We start from the raw sequence: 20,994 nt of genomic DNA on the forward strand, positions 1-20,994 counted from the left end.
TGATCCGAATCGATATGGCGCAGGCGCGGATGACGCAACCAAGCCGTCGGCCGCTCGTGTTGGATTTTTCCGTGATGGCTATCGGCGGCGCAGGAAGCGTTCGTTGCTTGACGAAACTTGGGAGCGAAGTTGCATGAGCACGCAGGCTGGAACGATTGTCGCGTCGCAGGTTCGCACGGGCGGTTTGCCCGATGCCTTCGACTCATCGCTTCTGGACGTGCTGCCGCAATCGGTGGCCAGCCTGGCCGGGCAGCAGCAGGGCACGCTGGAGTTTGCCGTCGACGCTTCGCTGGCGCAGGCGCTGCGCAACGCGCAGGCCGCGGACGCAACGGACACCCCGTGCCGGCTCGCGACGGCGCTGGCGCTGGTCGAAGCGCGCCTGAGCGGTGCCGATGACGTGACGGTGCGGGTGGTCGGCGCCGATGGCACACGCCAGGCGCGCATCCGCGTTGACGGCCCACTGTCATCGCTGCGCTCGTGCATCGCCCAGGCAAGTCTCGTCGACGGCGAGGCCGCGCCGGTGGTGTGGGCCAGTGTCGCCGAAGGGCAGGCGCATGACGGCGCCGCTTCGTCGTGGTGCCTGCGGCTGGGTTCCGAACCCGTCCTCGAAGTCGTATTCCGGTCTCCGCTCTCGCTCGCCGCGGCGACGCTGCTGGCCGGTTGCGTACTGCGGGCGTTGGAGGCCACCGTGGCCTCACCCGAGCTGTCCTGCGACGCCGTCGACGTGGTCGATCCCGACGAGCGCGAGCGGCAGCTGCGCGAGTGGAGTACCGCTCCGGCCGCGCGGACCCGGGACGGCACCGTCCACGACCGCTTCGCCCAGGTCTGCGCGCAGACGCCGGACGCGATGGCGGTCGTCGATTCGCGTTCGTCGTTGACCTACGCAGAACTCGATCGTCGCGCCGGCTCGCTGGCGAGCCGGTTGCGCAGCGCCGGCATCACGACCGGGCAGGTCGTGGGCATGGCCGTGCCCCGTTCGGTCGATTCGATCGTCGCCCTGCTCGGCGTGCTCAAGTGCGGTGCGGCCTACCTTCCGCTGGAACTGTCGCTGCCAGCCGAGCGCGTTGCATTCATGCTGGCCGACGCGAAGGTCGACGCCGTCGTCGTTGCCGATACCACCGTGTTGCCGCTGCCTGACGGCGTAGCCCGCGTGCCCGTGGACGGTGATGAGCCGGCATGGGACGGCGACTGCGGCACCGATGCCGATTCGCTGGCGTATGTGCTGTTTACCTCCGGCTCGACGGGCACGCCCAAGGGCGTCGAGGTTCGCCACCGCTCGCTGCTGCGACGTGCCCACGGCGTCGACTACATGGCGCTGGATGCACAGACGCGGCTGATGCATGCGGCGCCGCTGGGCTTCGACATCTCCGGCCTGGAAATCTGGGGCGCGCTGCTCAATGGCGGTGTCGTCGTCGTCAACGAGGAAGCGGTGCCGAGCATTGCGGGCCTCGCCCGCACGATCAAGCAGCACGCGCCCAATGCCGGCGTGATGGCCGTGGCGTTGTTCAATGCGGTGGTCGACGAGTCACCGGAACTGTTCGTCGACTTCCGGGACCTGCTCATCGGCGGCGAATCGCTGTCGGCCGACCATGTGCGGCGCATGCAGCCGCTGGCACCGTCGCTTCGCATCGGCAACGGCTACGGGCCGACCGAGTGCACCATCCTGTGCACGCAGTATCCGATTCCGGCGCTGACGGCGGACGTGTCGTCGATCCCGATCGGCCGCCCGGTCGAGGACACCAGCGTCTACGTGCTCAATCCGCGTCGGCAGCTGGTGCCCGTCGGCGTGATCGGCGAGCTGTGCGTCGGCGGTGCCGGCGTGGCCCGTGGCTATCTCAACCGTCCCGAGCTCAACGCCGAGCGGTTCGTGCCCGATCCTTTCGGTGCCGCGGGCGAAGTGCTGTATCGCACCGGTGACCATGTCCGCTATCGCGCCGATGGCCTGCTCGAGTTCGTCGGTCGCACCGACGCCCAGGTGAAGATCCGCGGCTACCGGATCGAGCTGACGGAAATCGAGGCCGTGCTGGCGCGGCACCCGTCGGTGGCCTCGTGCGTGGTCGAAGCGCGGGCTGATTCTCCGGGCGAGAAGCGCCTGGTGGCCTATTACGTCGCCGCTCCGACTGGCGACGGCGCGACGCCGCAGCAACTGCGTGCGCACCTGGCCGCAAGCTTGCCGCACTTCATGGTGCCGACCCGTTACGTCGGCCTCGACGAACTGCCGCTGACCGCCAACGCCAAGATCGACCGGCGCGCGCTGCCGGCACCTGATCGCCGCCGTCCCGAACTGACCTGCGACTACGCACCACCGGCGACGCCGCTGGAGGCGCGCATCTGCGAGGCGTTCGGTGCCCTGCTCGACATCGAGGGCGTCGGCCGACTCGACAACTTCTTCGAACTCGGCGGCAGCTCGCTGCTGGCCGTGCGCCTCGCCGAGCAGATCCGTAACGAGGGCTGGCAGGACGCCGCCGCGGCCGCCACCACGCGCGTTGCCGCGACCACGATCTTCCAGCACCCCACCGTCGCGGCACTCGCCGCTGCCATCGACGGCCGCGAACGCGCACAGCTCCAGCCGGCCGCGAAGGCGCGCGCCCTCAACAGAAGCGAACCGATCGCCGTGATCGCGATGGCCGGCCGCTTCCCCGGCGCCGACGACGTAGAGGGTTTCTGGGACAACCTGCTGCAAGGGCGCGACTCGATCAGCAAGTTCCGCATCGACGAACTCGATCCGGCGGTCAGCGCCGCCGAACGCAGCGATCCAGCCTATGTGGCTGCTCGCGGCGTGATCGATGGCGTGGAAATGTTCGACGCGGCGTTCTTCGGCATCGGCCCGCGTGAGGCCGAACTGATGGACCCGCAGCAGCGCATTTTCCTGGAGCTGTGCTGGGAATGCCTCGAGCGCGGCGGTCATGCGCCCGACACGACGACCGTGCCGGTCGGCGTGTTCGCCGGCATGAACAACGCGACCTACTTCCAGCGCCACGCGTCGGCCCATCCGGAGTTGATCAACCGGGTGGGTGCCTTGCAGGTGATGCTCGGCAACGAGAAGGACTACATCGCGACCCGGGTTGCCCACAAGCTCAACCTCAACGGCCCGGCGATCAGTCTCAACACGGCGTGCTCGACCTCGCTCGTTGCGATCTGCCAGGCCGTCGACAGCCTGCAGTCCGGGCTGTGCGACATGGCCCTGGCCGGCGGCATCGCGGTGACCTGTCCGCCGCGCAGTGGTTACCTCTATCAGGAAGGTTCGATGCTGTCCCCGGACGGACACACGCGCACCTTCGACGCCAATGCCAAGGGCACCGTGTTCGGTGACGGCGCCACGGTCGTGCTGCTCAAGCGGTTGTCGGACGCGATCGCCGACGGCAACCACGTGTTCGCGGTGATCCGCGGTGCAGCCCTCAACAACGACGGCAGCAACCGGGCCAGCTTCACCGCACCCAGCAGCGAGGGCCAGGCAGCGGTGATCGCGATGGCGCACGATCGCGCCGGGATCGATCCGCGCAGCATCAGCTATGTCGAAGCGCATGGCACGGCGACACCGCTGGGAGACCCGATCGAGATCGAAGGCCTGACCCGGGCGTTCCGCCGGGGCACCGCCGATACCGGCTTCTGCCGGATCGGCTCGCTCAAGAGCAACGTCGGCCATCTGGTCACTGCCGCCGGCGCAGCCGGCGTGATCAAGACCGCGCTGGCGCTGGACGAGAAGCGCATCCCGGCCAGCATCCATTTCGATTCCGCCAACCCGACCATCGACTTCGCCTCGACGCCGTTCGTGGTCAATGCGCAGTTGAGCCCGTGGCACAGCGACAGCGGCCCGCGCCGCGCCGGCGTCAGTTCGTTCGGCCTGGGCGGCACCAATGCGCATGTGGTGATGGAGGAGGCGCCGGCGCAGGAGCCGTCGTCGCCGGCGTCGGGCTCGCAGTTGCTGGTGCTGTCCGCGCGCACTCCGGCCGCGCTGGGCGCGGCGGTGACGCGACTGGCCGATCACCTGCAGGCCAATCCGCACGAGAACCTGGCCGATGTCGCCTGGACGCTGGCGGTGGGCAGGAAGTCGTTCTCCCACCGCATCGCCGTGGTTGCCGACGACATCGAGGGTGCAATCCGCGCATTGCGCGATCCCGACACGCAGGCCGAAGCGGCGCGCAGCCGCCCGGCGCGGGCGAGCGAGGTCGTCTTCATGTTCCCGGGGCAGGGCGCGACCTACCCGGGCATGGGCCGCAGCCTGTACGAGCATGAACCGGCATTCCGCGATGCGCTCGACGAGTGCGCCGTGATTGCGCGCGATGCATTGGGCTTCGACCTGCGCGAGGCGATGTTCGACGCGGACGAGCAGCGCCTGTTGCCGACCTCGGTCATGCAGCCGGCCACGTTCGCGATCGAGTACTCGCTGGCGCGGACGTGGATGAGCCAGGGTGTGATGCCCTCGGCGATGATCGGCCACAGTGTCGGCGAGTTCGTCGCCGCAACGCTCGCCGGTGTGTTCACCTTGTCAGACGCGCTGCAGCTGGTCGCCAGGCGCGGTGCATTGATGCAGGCGCAGCCGCAGGGCGCGATGCTGTCGGTGCGCCTGCCGGCCGATTCGCTGCGGTCACGCCTTCCCGAAGGGGTCTCGCTGGCGGCGGAGAACTCGCCGCTGGCCAGCGTGGTCGCGGGACCCGGTGACGCGGTCGCCCGGTTCCAGGCCCAGCTCGAAGCCGAAGGGGTCGCCTGCCGTGCGCTGCGCACTTCGCACGCGTTCCACTCGGCGATGATGGAAGCGGTGGTGGCACCGTTCCGCGAAGCCGTCGCGGCGGTGCCGATGAATGCGCCTTCGCTGCCGCTGGTGTCGACCGTTACGGGCGCCTGGCTCGATGCCGACACCGCAACCTCGCCCGACTACTGGGCCCGGCACCTGCGCGAGCCCGTCAGTTTCTCGCCCGCGCTGCAGACCCTGCTGGACGTTCCGACGCGGGTGCTGCTGGAGGTCGGGCCGCGGACCACGCTCAACGCCCTGGCCCGGCAGCAGCCGGCGGTGCAGAAGCAGCGCATGGCCACGATTTCGACCCTGTCCGACAGCCCCGACAACGAGTTGCGCGACCTGTGCGCGGCCAGCGGGCGCCTATGGAGCCAGGGCGTGGCGATCGATCCGGCCAGCTTCGACCGGCGTGAGCGTCGAATTCGTCTGCGCCTGCCGACCTATCCGTTCGAGCGGCAACGTTATTGGGTGGAGGCGGTCACTCACGCCACGTCCAACGTCATCCCCCATCCCGCTATTGCGACAACCCCGAAACTGGAGCCCGTCATGCCGCAGTCCGCCTTGCCAGCCGCCCCCGCGCCCGCACAGCCCGAGGCAGGCTCCGCTCGCCGCGACCGTCTGATTGGCCAGCTGCGCGGGCTGTTCGAGAACGTCGCCGGCTTCGACATGGCCGATGCCGACACGGATACCAACTTCATCGAGCTGGGCCTGGACAGCCTGATGCTGACCCAGGTGGCGTTGCAGCTGCAGAAGACGTTCCCCGTAGCGATCGGCTTCCGCCAGCTGATGGGTGATTGCTCCAGCCTGGACCGGCTGGCCAGCGCGATCGACGCCCAGCTGCCGCCGGACGAAGTGGCAGCGCCCGTGGCGCCGCCGCAGGCGCCCGTGCAGGCTGCTCCGCCGGTCATGCAGGCACCCGTGGCCGCGTTCGCCGCTGCCGCGCCAATGGCGATGCCGGTCCTCGACGCTGGCAACGACTTCACCCGCCAGGTGATTTCCCAGCAGATGCAGCTGATGTCGCAGCAGCTGGCGCTGCTGTCGGGTGGCGCGGTGGCCGCTCCTGTTGCCGTTTCCGCACCGGTGCAGGCGCCGTCGCCGGCACCAATCGTGGCAGCTCCCGTGGCAGCACTCGTGGCCGCCACTCCGGCAGCTGCCGCCCAGCCCGCCGCCGCCGCCGATGCCGGCGACGAGGACGTGGCCGCGCCGCAGATCAAGTACGACATCAAGAAGGCCTTCGGCGCGATTGCCCGCATCGACAACAACGCCCAGTTCGAGCTCAACCCGCAGCAGCGGCGCAAGCTCGATGCATTCATCGACCGCTACATCGCCCGCACCGGCAAGTCCAAGGACTACACCCAGGCGCATCGCGGCCACCTGGCCGACCCGCGCGTGGTCAACGGGTTCCGCCCGCTGGTCAAGGAGATCGTCTACCAGATCGTGGTCGAGCGCTCCAAGGGTTCGCACGTGCAGGACCTGGACGGAAACGACTATGTCGATGCGCTCAACGGTTTCGGCATGAGCCTGTTCGGCTGGCAGCCGGACTTCGTGCTCGATGCCGTGCGCAGGCAACTGGACCAGGGCTATGAGATCGGCCCTCAGCATCCGGTTGCAGGCGAGGTCGCGCAGCTGATCTGCGAGGTCACCGGGCACGAGCGCGCCGCGCTGTGCAACACCGGTTCGGAAGCCGTGCTCGGCGCGCTCCGCATCGCCCGCACCGTCACCGCCCGCAGCACTGTGGTGCTTTTCACCGGTTCCTACCACGGCATCGTCGATGAAGTGATCGTGCGCGGCACCAAGTCGCTGCGTGCCGTGCCGGCTGCGCCCGGCATCCTGCGCAACACGTCCGAGAACGTCCTGGTGCTCGACTACGGCACGCCGGAGTCGCTGGAGATAATCCGTTCGCGTGCCAGCGAAATCGCCGCGATCCTGATCGAGCCGGTGCAGAGCCGCCGCCTGGACTTCCGCCCGGTAGAGTTCCTCAAGGACCTGCGTCAGATCACCAGCGACAATGGCGCGCTGCTGATCTTCGACGAGGTCGTCACCGGCTTCCGCGCCAATCCTGGTGGCGTGCAATCGATCTTCGGCATCAAGGCCGACCTGGCGACCTACGGAAAGGTCATCGGCGGCGGCTTCCCGATCGGCGTGATTGCCGGCAAGCGTGAGTACATGGATGCGCTCGATGGCGGCCACTGGCAGTACGGCGACGACTCGGTGCCGACCGTGGGCGTGACGTACTTCGCCGGCACGTTCGTCCGCCATCCGCTGGCGCTGGTGGCGGCCAAGGCGGTGCTGGAGCACTTCAAGCGCGAGGGCGGGGCGCTGCAGCAGGGCCTCAATGCCCGCACCGAGGCCATGGTTGCCGACATCAATGCGTTCTGCGCCGACGCCGGTGCGCCAGTGTCGGTCAAGCAGTTCGCTTCGGTCTGGAAGACCCACTTCCACGAGAACCATCCGCTGCAGGATCTGCTGTTCGCACTGATGCGCAGCCGGGGCATCCATATCCTCGACAACTTCCCGTGCTTCCTGACCACGGCCCACAGCGACGAGGACATCGCCAAGATCGCCACTGCCTTCAAGGAGTCGGTGGTCGAGATGCAGGACATGGAGTTCCTGCCGCGCAACAGCGCGACCCCGCGCACGGTGATGGATGCGAGCAAGCCGGTCGTGCCGGGTGCGCGCATCGGCCGTGAACCCGATGGCACGCCTGCATGGTTCGTGCCCAATCCCGAGCAGCCCGGAAAGTACATGAAGGTGAGTGCATGAATGCGGTCGGGGTTGATTACGGCAGTCTGGACAAGGCGAGTCCGGCCGACGCTGGCGTCGACTACGACCCGTTTGCCGAAGGTGGCCTTGCCCGTGTTGCTCCGACCACGGAGCCGCAGCGCGAGGTCTGGCTGGCCGATCGCCTTGGGCGCGATGCGTCGCTGGCCTACAACGAATCGATCTCGCTGCACTTCCATGGCCGCCTGGATGCGGACGCGGTACGCACCGCATTGCGCCAACTGGTCGCGCGCCATGACGTGCTGCGCTCGAACTTCGGTCCCGATGGCAAGACCCTGTGCGTGGCCGAGAGCGTGGACTTCGACCTCGCGTCGATCGACCTGTCCGGGTTGACCCCGGACCAGCGCGACGCGCGCGTTGCCGCGCACGCGCGCGAAGTCGTCGAAACGCCATTCGAGCTCGACCACGGCCTGCTGCTGCGCGCCGAACTGCTCAGGCTGTCGGACGAAGAGCACCTGCTGGTGCTCACCGCCCATCACCTGGTCTGCGACGGCTGGTCATGGTGGGTGATCGTGCGGGAGCTGGGCACGCTGTACACCCAGGCACTGTGGCATGCCACGCCGCCGCTGCCGGCGGCGGAGTCGTTCGCCGACTACGCGCTGGCCGAGGCCGAGCATCCCTCGTGCAGCCTCTATCGCGACGACGAGGCCTACTGGTGCCAGCGCTTCGCCGATGGCGGCCCGATACTGGACCTGCCGACCGATCGGCCGCGCCCGCCGCGCCGGACGTTCGCCTCGATTCGCGAGGATCATGTCCTCGACGACGAACTCGTGGCTGCCATCCGCCGCCTCGGTGCGCGTCACGGCGCCAGCCTGTTCGCGACCCTGCTGGCCGGATTCGCCGGCCTGCTGACCCGGCTGACGGCGCAGTCGGACGTGGTGGTCGGCATCCCCGCGGCCGCGCAGTCGCTGGACGGCCACGATCATCTGGTCGGCCATTGCGTCAACCTGCTGCCACTGCGCTTCGAACTGGACCTGACCCAGCCCTTCGAGCAGGCACTGGCGCAGGCGCAGGAGACGCTGCTCGATTCGATCGAACACCAGCGCTATACCTTCGGCACGCTGCTGCGCAAGCTGCCGTTGCAGCGCGATCCGGCGCGCCTGCCGCTGGTCAGCGTGATGTTCAACATCGACCAGGCGCTCGACCAGGAGCACACCGGCTTCCATGGCCTGTCGATGCAACTGATCACCAACCCGCGCAGCTACGAGAACTTCGAGTTGTTCGTCAACGCGGTGCAGGTGCGCGGCGGCATGCGCCTGGAGTGCCAGTACAACACCGACCTGTTCGACAACGAGACGGTGCGCCGCTGGCTGCGTGCCTATGAAACCCTGCTGCGGTCGGCGGTGGCGCGACCGGACATGGCCTACGGCAAGCTGCCGCTGGTGTCGGAGAGCGCGCGCGAGGAGCTGCTGGCCTTGCAGCCTGCCGCCACGCCCTTCGACCGCGAATGCCGCATGCACGAGTTCTTCGAACGGCAGTGCGAGCGCACGCCTGATCGCGTCGCGGTGCGCTTCAACGGCGAGGCGGTGAGCTACGCCTCACTGGAGGCGCGTGCCAACCGCATCGCCCATCTGCTGCGCGCGCGCGGGGTCCATCGCGGTGCCCTGGTCGGCCTGGTGCTCGACCGCGGCGTCGACATGCTCGCCGGGCTGCTTGGCGTGCTCAAGTGCGGCGCGGGCTACGTGCCGCTGGATCCGAACTTCCCGGCCGAGCGACTGGCCTACATGGCCGGTGACGCCGGCCTCGCGGCGCTGCTGACGACCCAGTCGCACGCCGGCAACTTCGACCTGCGCGGCCGTCCGGTGCTCGCGCTCGACCGCCTGGACGATGAGCTGGCCGCCATGCCGGCCACGCCCATTGGCCGTGACGACGCCGCGGCGCAGCCCGAATCGATCGCGTACGTGATCTACACCTCCGGCTCGACCGGGCGTCCCAAGGGCGTGCAGGTGCCGCATCGCGCGGTCAGCAACTTCCTCACCAGCATGCGCGAGGAACCCGGCCTGGGCATCGACGACCGCCTGGTCGCCGTGACCACGCTGTCGTTCGACATCGCCGTGCTCGAACTGATGCTGCCACTGAGCGTCGGTGCCGAAGTGATCCTGGCCGATCGCGTCACCGCCGCCGACGGCGTCGCCCTGGCGGCGTTGCTGAAGCAGAGCGGGGCCACGGTGATGCAGGCCACGCCGGCATCGTGGCGGCTGCTGCTCGACGCCGAATGGAAGGGCGATGCGTCGTTCAAGATCCTGTGCGGTGGCGAAGCCCTGCCGGTCGATCTGGCGGCGCAGTTGCTGCAGCGCTGCGGATCGCTCTGGAATGTCTATGGACCGACCGAGACCACCGTGTGGTCGACCTGTGCACGCATCGTCGCGCCGGCGCCGGGGCAGTCTACTGCCGCGCAGCCGATCGACATCCATATCGGCCGGCCGATTGCCAACACCCAGGTCTGGATCCTCGATCCGCGCGGCGAGCTGTGCCCGCTGGGCGTGCCCGGCGAGATCTGGATCGGCGGCGATGGCGTCACCCAGGGCTATCTCAATCGCCCCGAACTGACCGGCGAACGGTTCGTTGCCGATCCCTTCTCGCCTGTGACGGCGACAGTGCCGTCACCGCTGCTCTATCGCACCGGCGACCGTGGTCGCTGGCGCGCCGACGGCGTGCTGGAGCACATGGGTCGACTCGACTTCCAGGTCAAGGTGCGCGGCTACCGGATCGAACTGGGCGAGATCGAAGCGCTGCTCGCCGCGCATCCGCAGGTCGCGCGCACAGTCGTGGTCGCGCGCGAGGACCGGCCCGGCGACGTCCGCCTGGTGGCGTATGCGGTGCTGCAGCCCGGCGCGGCGCTGACGGATGCGGAACTGGCGTCGTACCTGAAGTCCTCGCTGCCGGACTACATGATCCCGCAGCACATCATGTTCCTCGAAGCGATCCCGCTGCTTCCCAACGGCAAGATCGACCGCAATTCACTGCCGGTGCCGGACATGGCCGTCAAGCTGGCCGGCGAGCGCGTGGCTCCGCGCAACGCACTTGAACGGTCGATCGCGCAGGCCATGGCGCAGGTCCTCGGCGTCGCCGAAGTGGGTGTGGACGACGACTTCTTCTCGCTCGGCGGCCACTCGCTGCTGGCGGCGCAGCTGACATCGCGCATCAACAAGGAGCTGGGCATCTCGCTGTCGCTGCGCGCCTTGTTCGACGGTCCGACCGTGGCACGCCTGGCGCGCCTGGTCAGCGAACACGACGGTGAAGCGGCGCCTCCGCGCGAACCGATCGTCGCCCTCGCCGACCAGTCGCACGGGCCGATGTCGGTGATGCAGGAGCGCCTGTACCTGCTGGAACAGTTCAATCCCGGCCAGATCACCTACAACACGCCGTCCGCGCACCGCCTGCGCGGACCGCTCGACGTGGCTGCCTTCCAGCGCGCCGTGAACGCGATGATCCAGCGCCAGAGCGCGCTGCGCACGACCATCGGCATCGTCGACGGCGAGCCGGTGCAGGTCATCCACGACAGCGTCGAGCTGGACATCACCGACGTCGAGGATGTCGGCAGCTTTGCCGCCGACCAGCGTGACAAGGAAGTGTCGCGGCGCATGGACGTGCTGATCCAGACACCGTTCGAGCTCGACCGTTCGCCGCTGATCCGCTCGCGCCTGTTCCGCCTCGGTCCTGAAGAACACGTGTGGTTCTTCATGACCCATCACCTGATCTGGGACGGCTGGTCGTTCGACCTGATGTACACCGACATGGCCGAGCTCTATGCCGCCCAGCTGGAACAGCGCGAGCCTTCGCTGCCGGAACTGCCGGTCTCGTACCTGGACTTCTCGGTCTGGCACCGGCAGTGGCTGCAGGGACCCGAGTACGCGCGGCAACTGGCTTTCTGGCGCGAACGCCTGGGCAATACCGGGCAAGGCGCGGCAGGGCAGAGTGCGCCCGGACCGGGCATGGCCGCGCTGCCCACCGACATGCCGCGTCGCCCGGGCATGTCCGGGCGTGGCGTCACCCATCGCATCGTCGTGTCGGAAGCCACCACGCAGAAGCTGCATGACACCGCGCTCAAGGTCGATGCGACGCTGTACATGGTGTTGCTGACGGCGTACTTCACGCTGATCAGCCGCACCTCGGGCCTGCGCGAACTGATCGTTGGCACGCCCGTGCGGGGTCGTAACACGGCCGAGGTCGAGAACCTCATGGGCTACTTCACCAGCCTGCTGCCGCTGCGCATGGAGATGGACCAGGACCTGACGTTTGCCCAGGCGGTGAAGCAGGTCAAGGATGTGGTGCTCGACAGCTTTGCCCATCCCGACATCCGCCTGGAGGACCTGGTCCGCGAGTTGAGCGTGCGCAGCCGCGAGGGCGGGGCAGTGCTCTATCACGCGCTGTTCTCGTTCCAGGACATCCGCCAGCGCATGTGCGACTGGGGTCCGCTGCGGCACGAGCGCTATCCGGTGTTCCAGACCGCATCGACCCAGGACCTGGGTTTGTGGTTCGTCGAACAGGACACCGGCTTGTCGGGCGGCTTCATCTACAACGCCGACATATTCCTCGACGAAACCACCGCGTTGCTGCGCGACCGCTACATCGCGGTGCTCGAAGCGCTTGGCAACGATCCGTCCCGGACGCTGGCGGAGCTGACCGCCTTCGACGATGGCCAGCCGCTGCTGTTCGGCAAGGCGCCGGTGGAGACGACGCCCGCGCTCGCTGCCGAGACGGTCGGCGAAGTGCCGGAACAGGCAGCCGCAGTCGAACTCGATCCGCTCGGCCAACAGTTGCTTGCCATCTGGCGCGACCTGCTTAGGAACCCGAGGATCACTCCCGACGATGATTTCTTCGCGCTCGGCGGCCATTCGTTGCAGGCCGTGCAGATGTTCCACCGCTTCAATCGCGAGACCGACATCAACCTGCCGCTGGCGACGCTGCTGACGGCACGCACCGTGCGCGCACTCGCCGAGGAATATCGGCGCGCCGGCGCGCACCAGTCCGGTGCGACGGCGTCGGCGTCGGGCCACGACCCGTGGTCGCCGCTGGTTCCGATCCGTCCGCAGGGCGACCAGCTGCCGCTGTTCCTGATCCATGCGGTGGGCGGCAATGTACTCAACTATCGTTCTCTGGCGGATGCGATGCCGCAGGGCATTCCCGTCTATGGCCTGCAGGCGCTGGGACTGGACGGCAGGACGTCGCCGCTGACCAGCGTGGAAAAGATGGCCGAGCGCTACGTCCGCGAGATCCGCAGCGTGCAACCGCAAGGGCCGTATCACCTGGCCGGTGGTTCGATGGGCGGCATCATCGCCTACGAGATCGCGCAGCAACTGGTCGCTGCCGGTGAGCGTGTCGGCCTGCTGGGCCTGATCGACACCTCTGCCGAGTTCGGACTGGGCTATCGCGAGCAGGCCCAGCGGGGCCTCGGCGCACGCGTGCAACGCCTGCAGCAGCGCCTGCAGGGGCAAACATTCAGCCAGCGGCTGGCGACCATCAGCGGCATGGTCAACGGCCGCATCCAGGCCCGGCAGCTGCGGCAGCAGGCGCAGCAGGCGCGGACGAGCGGTGCCGAGCTTCCGCACAACGTGCGCTATGCCGAGATCGAAGCGACCCATATGCGGGCGTACATCGATTATGTCGTTCGCCCATACCCGGCTGCGATGGTTCTGTTCCGCGCCAGTGAGCAGCCGCCGCAGCTGCACGACAAGCCGGCGCTGGGTTGGGAGTCCATGGTCGGCGCGGTCGAGGTGATCGCCATTCCTGGCGACCATCGCGGGATGATCGAAGCGCCCGTGCTGGTGCAGACGCTCAGCCGCGTGATCCGCCGTGCCCAGCACGGGCAAGCGGGCCAGGACGAGCAGATCGGCTCCACCATCGTGCCGGTCACGCCTGCTGCGACTGTTGCCAGCGACGCAGTGGCCGTCGGCCGTGACGACGCACGCGCCGCCTACCTGCGCGGCCTGTGGAAAGAGCTGCTCGGCGTGGACGTGGGCGACGGCGACAATTTCTTCGACCTCGGTGGCAACTCGATGCTCGCCGTGCAGATGTCCAGTCGCGTGGCCAAGGACACCGGTGTGCGCATCCAGCTGATGCGCCTGGCAACGCAGAGCCTGGCGCAGATCGCCGCCGAGCTGCCGGTGTCGTTTGCCAGCGAGGGCAACGACGGCGTCGGCGCGAAGATGGCGCGAAAGATGAAGCGGCTGCTTCGCGCCGCCGGAACGGTAGAGTCATGAACCGGCCGCTGCACGAGCCGTTGTTCTTCGGCGCTCACGAGCGGACGCTGTTCGGGCTGCTGCACTCGCAACCCGGGCCGCAGCGACGGGCGATGGTGCTGTGCGCGCCGTTGCTGCAGGAAGGCATCCGCAGCCATCGTGCCTTGTGGGTGCTGGCCGAATCGGCGGCCGCCAGCGGTGTCGCCAGCCTGTGCTTCGACTGGTACGGGACCGGTGACTCGGCAGGCGAGGACACGGCGCTGAGCCTGGCCGGGATGCTCGCCGACCTGGATCAGGCACGGCAGACGCTGGCGTTGCGCGCCGGCACGGACCGTATCGAGTGGCTGGCGCTGCGTAGTGCAGCCTTGCCGTTGCTGGTGCATCTGGCGGCGAGTTCGCAACCGGTCGAACTGGTGCTGTGGGATCCGCAGCTGTCGGGGACGGCACTGGTCGAGTCATGGTACGAGCAGCATCGGGCACAGATGTACGGCAGCGGCAGGTATCCGCACGCGCGCCACGAGCCCGAACCGGACGAGCTGCTTGGCTTCGCCGTCGATGCCTCCCTGCTGGGTGCGCTGCGAGCGCTGGATGCGACCCAGCTGCAGCTGCCGCGTGGCAGCCATGTGCGCCTGCTGCTGTGGCAGGCAGACGATGACATCGTGCGCTTCAGCCATTCCCAGCGCATGCACGGGGTGACAGTGGAGACTGTCCTCCTCGAGGACCTCGACCGTCCAGGCTGGGAGGAACCGACCCAGTTCGGCAGCCAGGCATACCCGCGACGCAGCGTCGCCCGGATTTCGCAGCAATGGGAGTCTGCGCGATGAACCTGCAGGTCGACTACCTCCGCAAACAGGAAAGTGCCCCGAGCGTTGCCGAGGTCACCGCGATTCCCTTGTCGCGAGTGCAAGAGCGCGTCGACGAGACGGCCCACCGTTTCGGCGATGGTCTGATCGGGGTGATCAGTCATGCCGTGGCGGGCACTGCTCCGCGGATCAACACTTCCCGTATCGGCGTGGTGTTGCTCAACGCGGGCCTGACCCGACACGTAGGACCCTATCGCGCCTATGCCGAGCTGGCACGCAGGTTGGCGCGCGAAGGCTATCCGGTACTGCGCTTCGACCAGTCGGGCCTGGGGGACAGTGCGCTGCCGGAGCAGGCTGCCGCGGGCCATCGCAGCCGTGAGATCGACGCGGCCATGTCGCTGCTGGCCGAGCACGCCGGCGCCGAGCGATTCGTGCTGTGCGGGCTGTGCTCGGGTGCGGACGACGCGTTCCACGTGGCGGCGGCCGATCATCGCGTTGCCGGTGCGATCCTGCTCGATGGCCTGGCGTACCCGACACAGGGCTTCTGGTTGCGCCACGCGCTGCCGCGCCTTCTCAGTCCGACCAAAGTCATCGCCTACCTGCGTTCGCGTCGCAATGCCGGTCCCTCGCTCGCCGATTTCCGCGACTTCCCGGCCAAGGCCGACGCAGCGCGAATGCTGTCGGACATGGTCGCGCGCGATACCCGCCTGCTGTTCGTCTTCACCGGCGGCGCCTACACCTACTTCAACCATCGCTCGCAGCTCGCTGCCTGCCTGGGCCGCGCCGCGCGCTCGCCGCAGGTGAGCCTGGAGTACTGGCGCGAGTACGACCATACGTTCTACCTGCGCAAGCATCGGGAGATGCTGTTTGCCCGGATCAGCCACTGGATGGCGACGATGTGGGGGCAACCGGCCGGCTCGTCACGCGAGATTGCATCGACATGAGCAACGGTTCGTCTGGTTCGCCTGGCATTGGCACGCATTACCTGCGCTATTCGACCGCCAACGTACTGGTGATCATGGCCGGGCTGGTCTCGTTCCCGGTGCTGACGCGCCTGCTGGACAACACCCAGTTCGGCATCCTCGGCTACTACGACACCTGGGTGCTGATGGCAGTGGCCGTCGCCAAGCTTGGCGCGCAGCATTCGATCCAGCGCTTCTATCCGCACAACGGCGACGGCGCCAGCCAGCGCGCCTTCTCGACCAACCTGTTCTATTTGCCTTTGGCAGGTTCGTTGCTGTTGTGGGTGATCGTTTCGTTGGGCGTCATCGGCTATGGAAAGGTCAACGGCATCGGCCACTCGCCGGTGTTCTGGATGGCGTTGGTGATGACGCCGATGCTGGTCTACGGCAGCCTGGTGGAGACGGTGCTGCGAGTGACCGAGCGTTCGCGCATCGTCATGCTCACCCGGGTCGGCTGGCGCTGGCTGCAGTTGCTGCTGATGCTGGTGGCCGTACTGGCGGTGCAGCAGAGCGCGACCGCGGCCTACGGCGGCAAGCTGCTGGCGGTGGCCATCGGCAGCGTGTTCTACATCGCCTGGGCGTACCGAAACCTGGGCTTCTCGCGCGGTGCCGTGGACACCGCGTCGGTCAAGCAGTCGATGGGCTACGGCATGCCGCTGGTGGCCACCGAGATCCTGGCCGTGGCGCTGGTCTCGATCGACCGGTTGATGTTGAAGGGCATGTCCGGCGATTTCGCCGTGGTCGGCATCTACAGCGTGGGCGCGTCGCTGGCGATGCAGGTGCACATGTTCATGAACCTGACGGTGTTCGAATCGTTCGCGCCGGTGGCCAACCGCCTCTACGTGACCCAGGACCCTTCCGCGGTCCGCGCGCTCATGCTGCGGATGCTGATGCCGATGACCTACGCCGCGGTCGCGGTGGCGTTGTTGCTGGGGTGCCTGGGCACCGACACGATCATCGCGCTGAGCGGTCATGGCAAGGCCGCGTCCGGGCCGGTGTTCGCCTGGATGGGCGCGATGAACGCATTGCTGCCGGTGGCGCTGGTGTGCGGCTACGGGCTGGTGCTGGAGCGGCGCACCAAGGTGGTGCTGTTGATGATGTGCGGTTCGGTACTGCTCAACACGGCACTGAACTTCGTGTTGATTCCCGCCTATGGGGTGATGGGTGCGGTCTACGCGACGCTGGCCAGTTCCATGGCGGCTGCAGTCACCCATTGCCTGCTGGTATCGCCGTTGCTGCGGCAATTCCCGGACCGGCGCACGCTGGCCACGACCGCGGTGGCCCTGGCCGCAGGCCTGGCCGGTGCCGGGCTGGCGTCGTACCTGCAGCTGCGGCCGGGCTGGGAGCGGTTGATCTTCGGCGGACTGCTGATCGGCGTGCCGTACCTGCTGACCGTGCTGGTGCTGGACCCGCGCCTGCGCGCGATGCTGCCCCTCAAGCGCAAGGCCGGCGCCGCAACCGTGGGCGAAACACTGGCCGGCTGAGCGGCCGTCGAACGAGAAGGCGGCGACGGACTACCAGGCAGGCCTCATCCAGCGCGACGCGGACGCTGCTTGCGCGCAACCGCGGCCACGCCGCCTGCCAGCAGCGACGCGATCACGATGGCGCCGATGGTCATGGTCGACGTCTGTACGGCGGCGGGCGCACCGCTGCCTGTCGCGCCCGCGCCGGACCCCGTCGACTTCTGCGGCTCGCTGGCGCTGTCGACCGCGCCTGCCGCGGGCGCCGCGGCCTGCACGCCCTGGACTTCGATCGCGCCGATGTCGGGCGCCGCGCCAACCGGGCGTGCGTGCTTCAGGTAGTCCGAGGTCACTTCCGACAGTTGCGACGCGTGGTCGATCAGCGGGCTGCCTTCCAGCGGAACGGCGTCGAAGTCAGCCATGTCCATTCCCTTGAGCTTGGGATCGCGGTCGCACAGGTTGCCTGACGGGCATTGGTCGTCCTTGACGTTCCAGAACGCGTTGCCGGAGAAGTTGACGACGGCCTTGCTCTCGTCGGCGTAGTGGCCGCAGCTCATCTCGCCCTTGTCGCCCGAGGTCAGGTCGCGCTGGCCAACCAGTGCATTGTTCTGGATGTCGATGCGCGAGGACGCATCGCCGCCGGCGGTCAGTATCAGGCAGTCGCCTTCGCCGGTGATGGTGTTGTGGCGGATGGTGGCCGTGTGCTTGCGGCCGACCCCGACCGAGATCGCATTGCCATAGGCGCGGCACATGTCGCCGTCGGTCATGTTGAACTTGCCGTGGAAATAGGCGCACTGGCCGATCACGACCGAATTCTCGATCAACGCATTGCCCGCGGTCTTGATCTGGTTGCCGGCATTGGCGGCGGCGTAGACCCGTCGCACCACCGTGGTCCCGGTCTTGGACTCGTCCATGTAAAGCAGGTCGAGGCCGTCGGACGTGTTGTGGTGGATGCGCGAGTCCTCGATGAGCCAATGGCCATTGGTCTTGCCGGTGCCCAGGCCGTCGCCGTAGCCGCCTTCTTCCTGCGCCCAGCAGCCGACCGGTTCGCCGGTCTGCCAGCGCTCGGCGCACCCGTTCCAGGCAATCTCGACGTTGCGGAAGATGATGTCGCCCTCATTGGAGCTCTCGCCTTCACCGACGTCTCCGTCCCAGCCGGCCCAACCGTTGGCGATGATCCTGACCCGCTCGATGGTCCAGTTGGTCAGGCCGCCGGCCATCACGCCGCGACCGGACAGCCCATGGATGTTGAGATCGTGCAGCCAGACGTTGCGCGAGCGCTTGGCACCGATGCCGATGGAGGCCCAGTTGCCGTGCGGGAAGCTGTCGCGCTCGCAGCGCAGGTCGCTGTCGGTGTGGAATTCGACGCAGTCGCTGCGGTCGGTGATCTCCAGGCAGCCGACTTCGACGTTGTCGCTGTCCTGCAGGTTCAACACCAGCTCCACTCGTTCGGTGCCCCACAGTTTCGGCGGAGCCTTGCAGCCGCTGTCGAAGCCCTGGCCAAGGATGCGCGTCTTGTGGGCGGGGTCGGGTCCGCTCGGCGGCGCGGCGGGGTAGCAGTCGTAGGGGGCGCTGCGGTCGCAGCGGATGCTGTTCTCCGACAGCCCCGGCGCGCCCCAGCCGATCATGTAGTCGCCCGCGCCGATGATCAGCGTGTCGCCACCGTCGATGCGCGGACGGTCGTTGGTCGGCAATGCGTAATACGGGTGCTTCCAGGCGCAGTCCACGTCGTTGCCGCTGCCAGGGTAGGGCGCGTCGGCGCGGCCATTGCATTGCTTCTCGTCACCGCCGTCGGTGCGTACGTAATAGGTGCTTGCCGCCGACGCGTCGCGCCAGGCGCCGAGCAGCAGTAGTGCCAACAGGAGCAGCAGGGTTGGCATCGCGGTTTCGAGGCGACGCGAGTGACGACGGGGGAAGGCACGCATGACGGATCCCGAAGAGGAGGCAGGGTGTACCCGCGGTCATTCACCCGGTACACCCTGTAGAACGCGGAGGCCGTCAAGGTTCGGCCTAGACGCAGTCGCCGCCACCTCGCACCCGCGCCGCGTTCATGCAAGACTTCGGCGCGATGTCCCACCTCCTGCTCTCGCCGATGACCTGGGGCCTGTTGCTGGGCGCCTTGCTGTGGCTGACGTGGTCCCGGCTATGGGCGCCGGTGCGCGCGCTTGGCATCGTGCTGATGTTCGCGGTGCTGGTGCTGTGCACACCACTGGCGGCCAATGCCCTGATCGGTGACCTCGAGTCGCGCATCCCGGCCAAGGCGCATTGCGTCGCCCCAGGGGCGCCCATCGTGGTGCTGGCCGGTGGCCTCGACGGCGAACCCCGTGCAGACGACGACTACGCGGCACTGACCCAGGCCAGCTGGCGACGCCTGCGTGGCGCGGTGGAGTTGTGGCGCACCGACCCCGGCTCGCAGCTGGTGATTGCTGGCGGCGGGCCGTTCCAAGTCAAGGAAGCATCGGTGATGGCGCGGTTGGCGCGCGACTGGGGTGTGCCCGAGTCGGCCCTGCGCACCGAAACCGCCTCGACCACCACCTGGGAAAGCGCGTTCGCCCTGCGCGGCACGCTGCCCGCGCGCATGCGCCTGGTCAGTTCGGCGGCGCACCTGCCGCGCGCGCTGCTGTCGTTCCGCAGCGCCGGGTTCGACCCCTGTGTGTACGCCAGCGATTCGGACTATGTACCGATGGGAAGTGTCGGCTATTTCCTGCCGCAGGTATCGGCGGTGGCGAAGACCCAGAGCGCCCTGTATGAACTTGCCGGCATGATCCAGTACCGCATGCGTGCGCGCGAGACCGTGCCGGTGACGGCGACGCGCTAGGCCGCGTGGACCCGGCCACCCGGAGCGGCGATTGATTCAAAGACCGCGCGGCCAAGCAGACCGTCATAGCGATGGAGCAACTGTGCGCCGATCGCCTCCCAGCCGTAGCTTGCTTCGGCCAGCCGGCGCGCCGCCACGCCCATTGCGGCCACACGTTCCGGCGAGTCCATCAGGGCCAGCGTGGCGCGGGCGAAGTCCTCGGCATCGTCGGCAAACAGCGCACTGTCGCCATGTTCCAGTTCGATGCCTTCGCTGCCGACCGTGGTGGTGACGATCGCCTTGCCCAGGGCCATCGCCTCGAGCACCTTCAGCCGCGTGCCGCTTCCGGCGCGCAGCGGCACCACGTACACGGCGGCTGCGTGAACATCCGGCCGGAGGTCGTCGACGAAGCCGGCCAGGCGCACGTTGCCGGCCACCGTCGCGGGCACTTCATAGCCGTCGGCCTTGCCGACCAGCACGAACTGCGCCTGCGGTCGGGCGGCGAGGATGCGTGGGAACACCGACTGCAGGAACCAGTCGACGCCGTCGCGGTTCGGAAACCAGCCCATCTGGCCGACGAAGACCAGCCGGTCCGGATCCGGCGCCGCAGGCGCGGGACGGTTGCCATCGAGGTCGACGCCGTTGGCGATCACGCCGACGTCGCATCCCGGTGCCAGCTCGCGCAGTGCGTGCGCATCGGGTTCGGAGCAGGCCAGGATCGCGTCGGCGCGCTGGCAGGCGTGGCGCTCGAAGGCCTGCAGGCGCGACACCTGGCTGGCCAGGAACACGCGCGCGGCCAGGCGCGGCTCGATCTGCGCGCGCTTGGCGAGAAGGTGATGCTCGACGTTGTGTGCATTGAACGTGACCGGCACGCCGGCCGGGACGCAGTCAACGTGCGCCATCAACGGCAGCATGTCGAAATGGACCAAGTCGGCGTCGCGCGCAAGCTCGGCCAGGCGACGGCGAAGCGCTGCGGAGTCGTACTTGGCGACGAGGAAAGGCGTGCGCGTCGATGTGCCGCGCAGCAGCGCGCCCGCCATCGACGCGTGCGAATGCTCGCTGGCGATGGGAAAGGTTTCAAGGCGGGCGAGCACGTCTCGCAGCGGCCCGGCCTCGTCCAGCGCGTCGTCCTTGCGCAGGAAGCTCAGCAGCGTGACCTCGTGGCGCGACGCCAACGCCTTGAGCACGTGCCAGGCGCGCAGCTGGTGGCCTTCGCGTGGCGGGTAGGGCAGGCGGCTGGTGAGGGCGAGGATGCGTGCCATCAGCTCGCTCCC

The 20,994-nt window shown here is 68.2% G+C and carries 8 protein-coding genes; 6 read left to right on the forward strand and 2 right to left on the reverse strand.

Features of this window, described 5'->3' with window-relative positions; all coding sequences use genetic code 11:
• Window positions 1-133: 133 nt before the first annotated feature.
• The 5 genes from HIV01_RS02725 to HIV01_RS02745 are packed head-to-tail and all read left to right on the forward strand — an operon-like array spanning window position 134 to window position 16,947.
• Window positions 134-7,498, forward strand: a complete 7,365-nt coding sequence (locus tag HIV01_RS02725; RefSeq protein ID WP_200604831.1) for a polyketide synthase — start codon at window positions 134-136, stop codon at window positions 7,496-7,498.
• Window positions 7,495-13,719, forward strand: coding sequence for a non-ribosomal peptide synthetase (locus HIV01_RS02730; protein WP_200604832.1), 6,225 nt, complete (start codon window positions 7,495-7,497; stop codon window positions 13,717-13,719). The genes HIV01_RS02725 and HIV01_RS02730 overlap by 4 nt, the downstream gene beginning before the upstream one ends.
• On the forward strand, window positions 13,716-14,522 hold the full coding sequence (locus HIV01_RS02735; protein ID WP_200604833.1) for an alpha/beta hydrolase family protein: 807 nt from the start codon (window positions 13,716-13,718) through the stop codon (window positions 14,520-14,522). The genes HIV01_RS02730 and HIV01_RS02735 overlap by 4 nt, the downstream gene beginning before the upstream one ends.
• Window positions 14,519-15,445 carry an alpha/beta fold hydrolase gene (locus HIV01_RS02740; protein WP_200604834.1) on the forward strand — a complete coding sequence of 309 codons (927 nt, stop codon included), beginning with the start codon at window positions 14,519-14,521 and terminating at the stop codon, window positions 15,443-15,445. The genes HIV01_RS02735 and HIV01_RS02740 overlap by 4 nt, the downstream gene beginning before the upstream one ends.
• The gene (locus tag HIV01_RS02745; RefSeq protein WP_207527066.1) at window positions 15,442-16,947 is read left to right on the forward strand and encodes a lipopolysaccharide biosynthesis protein; all 1,506 of its coding nucleotides are present in this window, start codon (window positions 15,442-15,444) and stop codon (window positions 16,945-16,947) included. Before HIV01_RS02740 ends, HIV01_RS02745 begins: the two co-directional genes overlap by 4 nt.
• A 44-nt stretch (window positions 16,948-16,991) precedes the next feature.
• Here HIV01_RS02745 and HIV01_RS02750 read toward each other — a convergent pair whose 3' ends face one another.
• Window positions 16,992-18,848, reverse strand: a complete 1,857-nt coding sequence (locus tag HIV01_RS02750; protein ID WP_200604836.1) for a right-handed parallel beta-helix repeat-containing protein — start codon at window positions 18,846-18,848, stop codon at window positions 16,992-16,994.
• Window positions 18,849-18,991: 143 nt separating this feature from the next.
• Between HIV01_RS02750 and HIV01_RS02755 the strand changes: the two genes are divergently transcribed.
• On the forward strand, window positions 18,992-19,741 hold the full coding sequence (locus HIV01_RS02755; RefSeq protein ID WP_200604837.1) for a YdcF family protein: 750 nt from the start codon (window positions 18,992-18,994) through the stop codon (window positions 19,739-19,741).
• On the opposite strand, the gene HIV01_RS02760 is transcribed toward HIV01_RS02755, so the two are convergent.
• Window positions 19,738-20,982: a glycosyltransferase family 4 protein gene (locus tag HIV01_RS02760; RefSeq protein ID WP_200604838.1), complete on the reverse strand. Its 1,245-nt coding sequence runs from the start codon at window positions 20,980-20,982 to the stop codon at window positions 19,738-19,740. The genes HIV01_RS02755 and HIV01_RS02760 overlap by 4 nt on opposite strands.
• Between the last annotated feature and the right edge of the window lie 12 nt (window positions 20,983-20,994).

Origin of the sequence: Lysobacter arenosi (assembly GCF_016613475.2) — a bacterium.
Lineage (GTDB): Bacteria > Pseudomonadota > Gammaproteobacteria > Xanthomonadales > Xanthomonadaceae > Lysobacter_J > Lysobacter_J arenosi.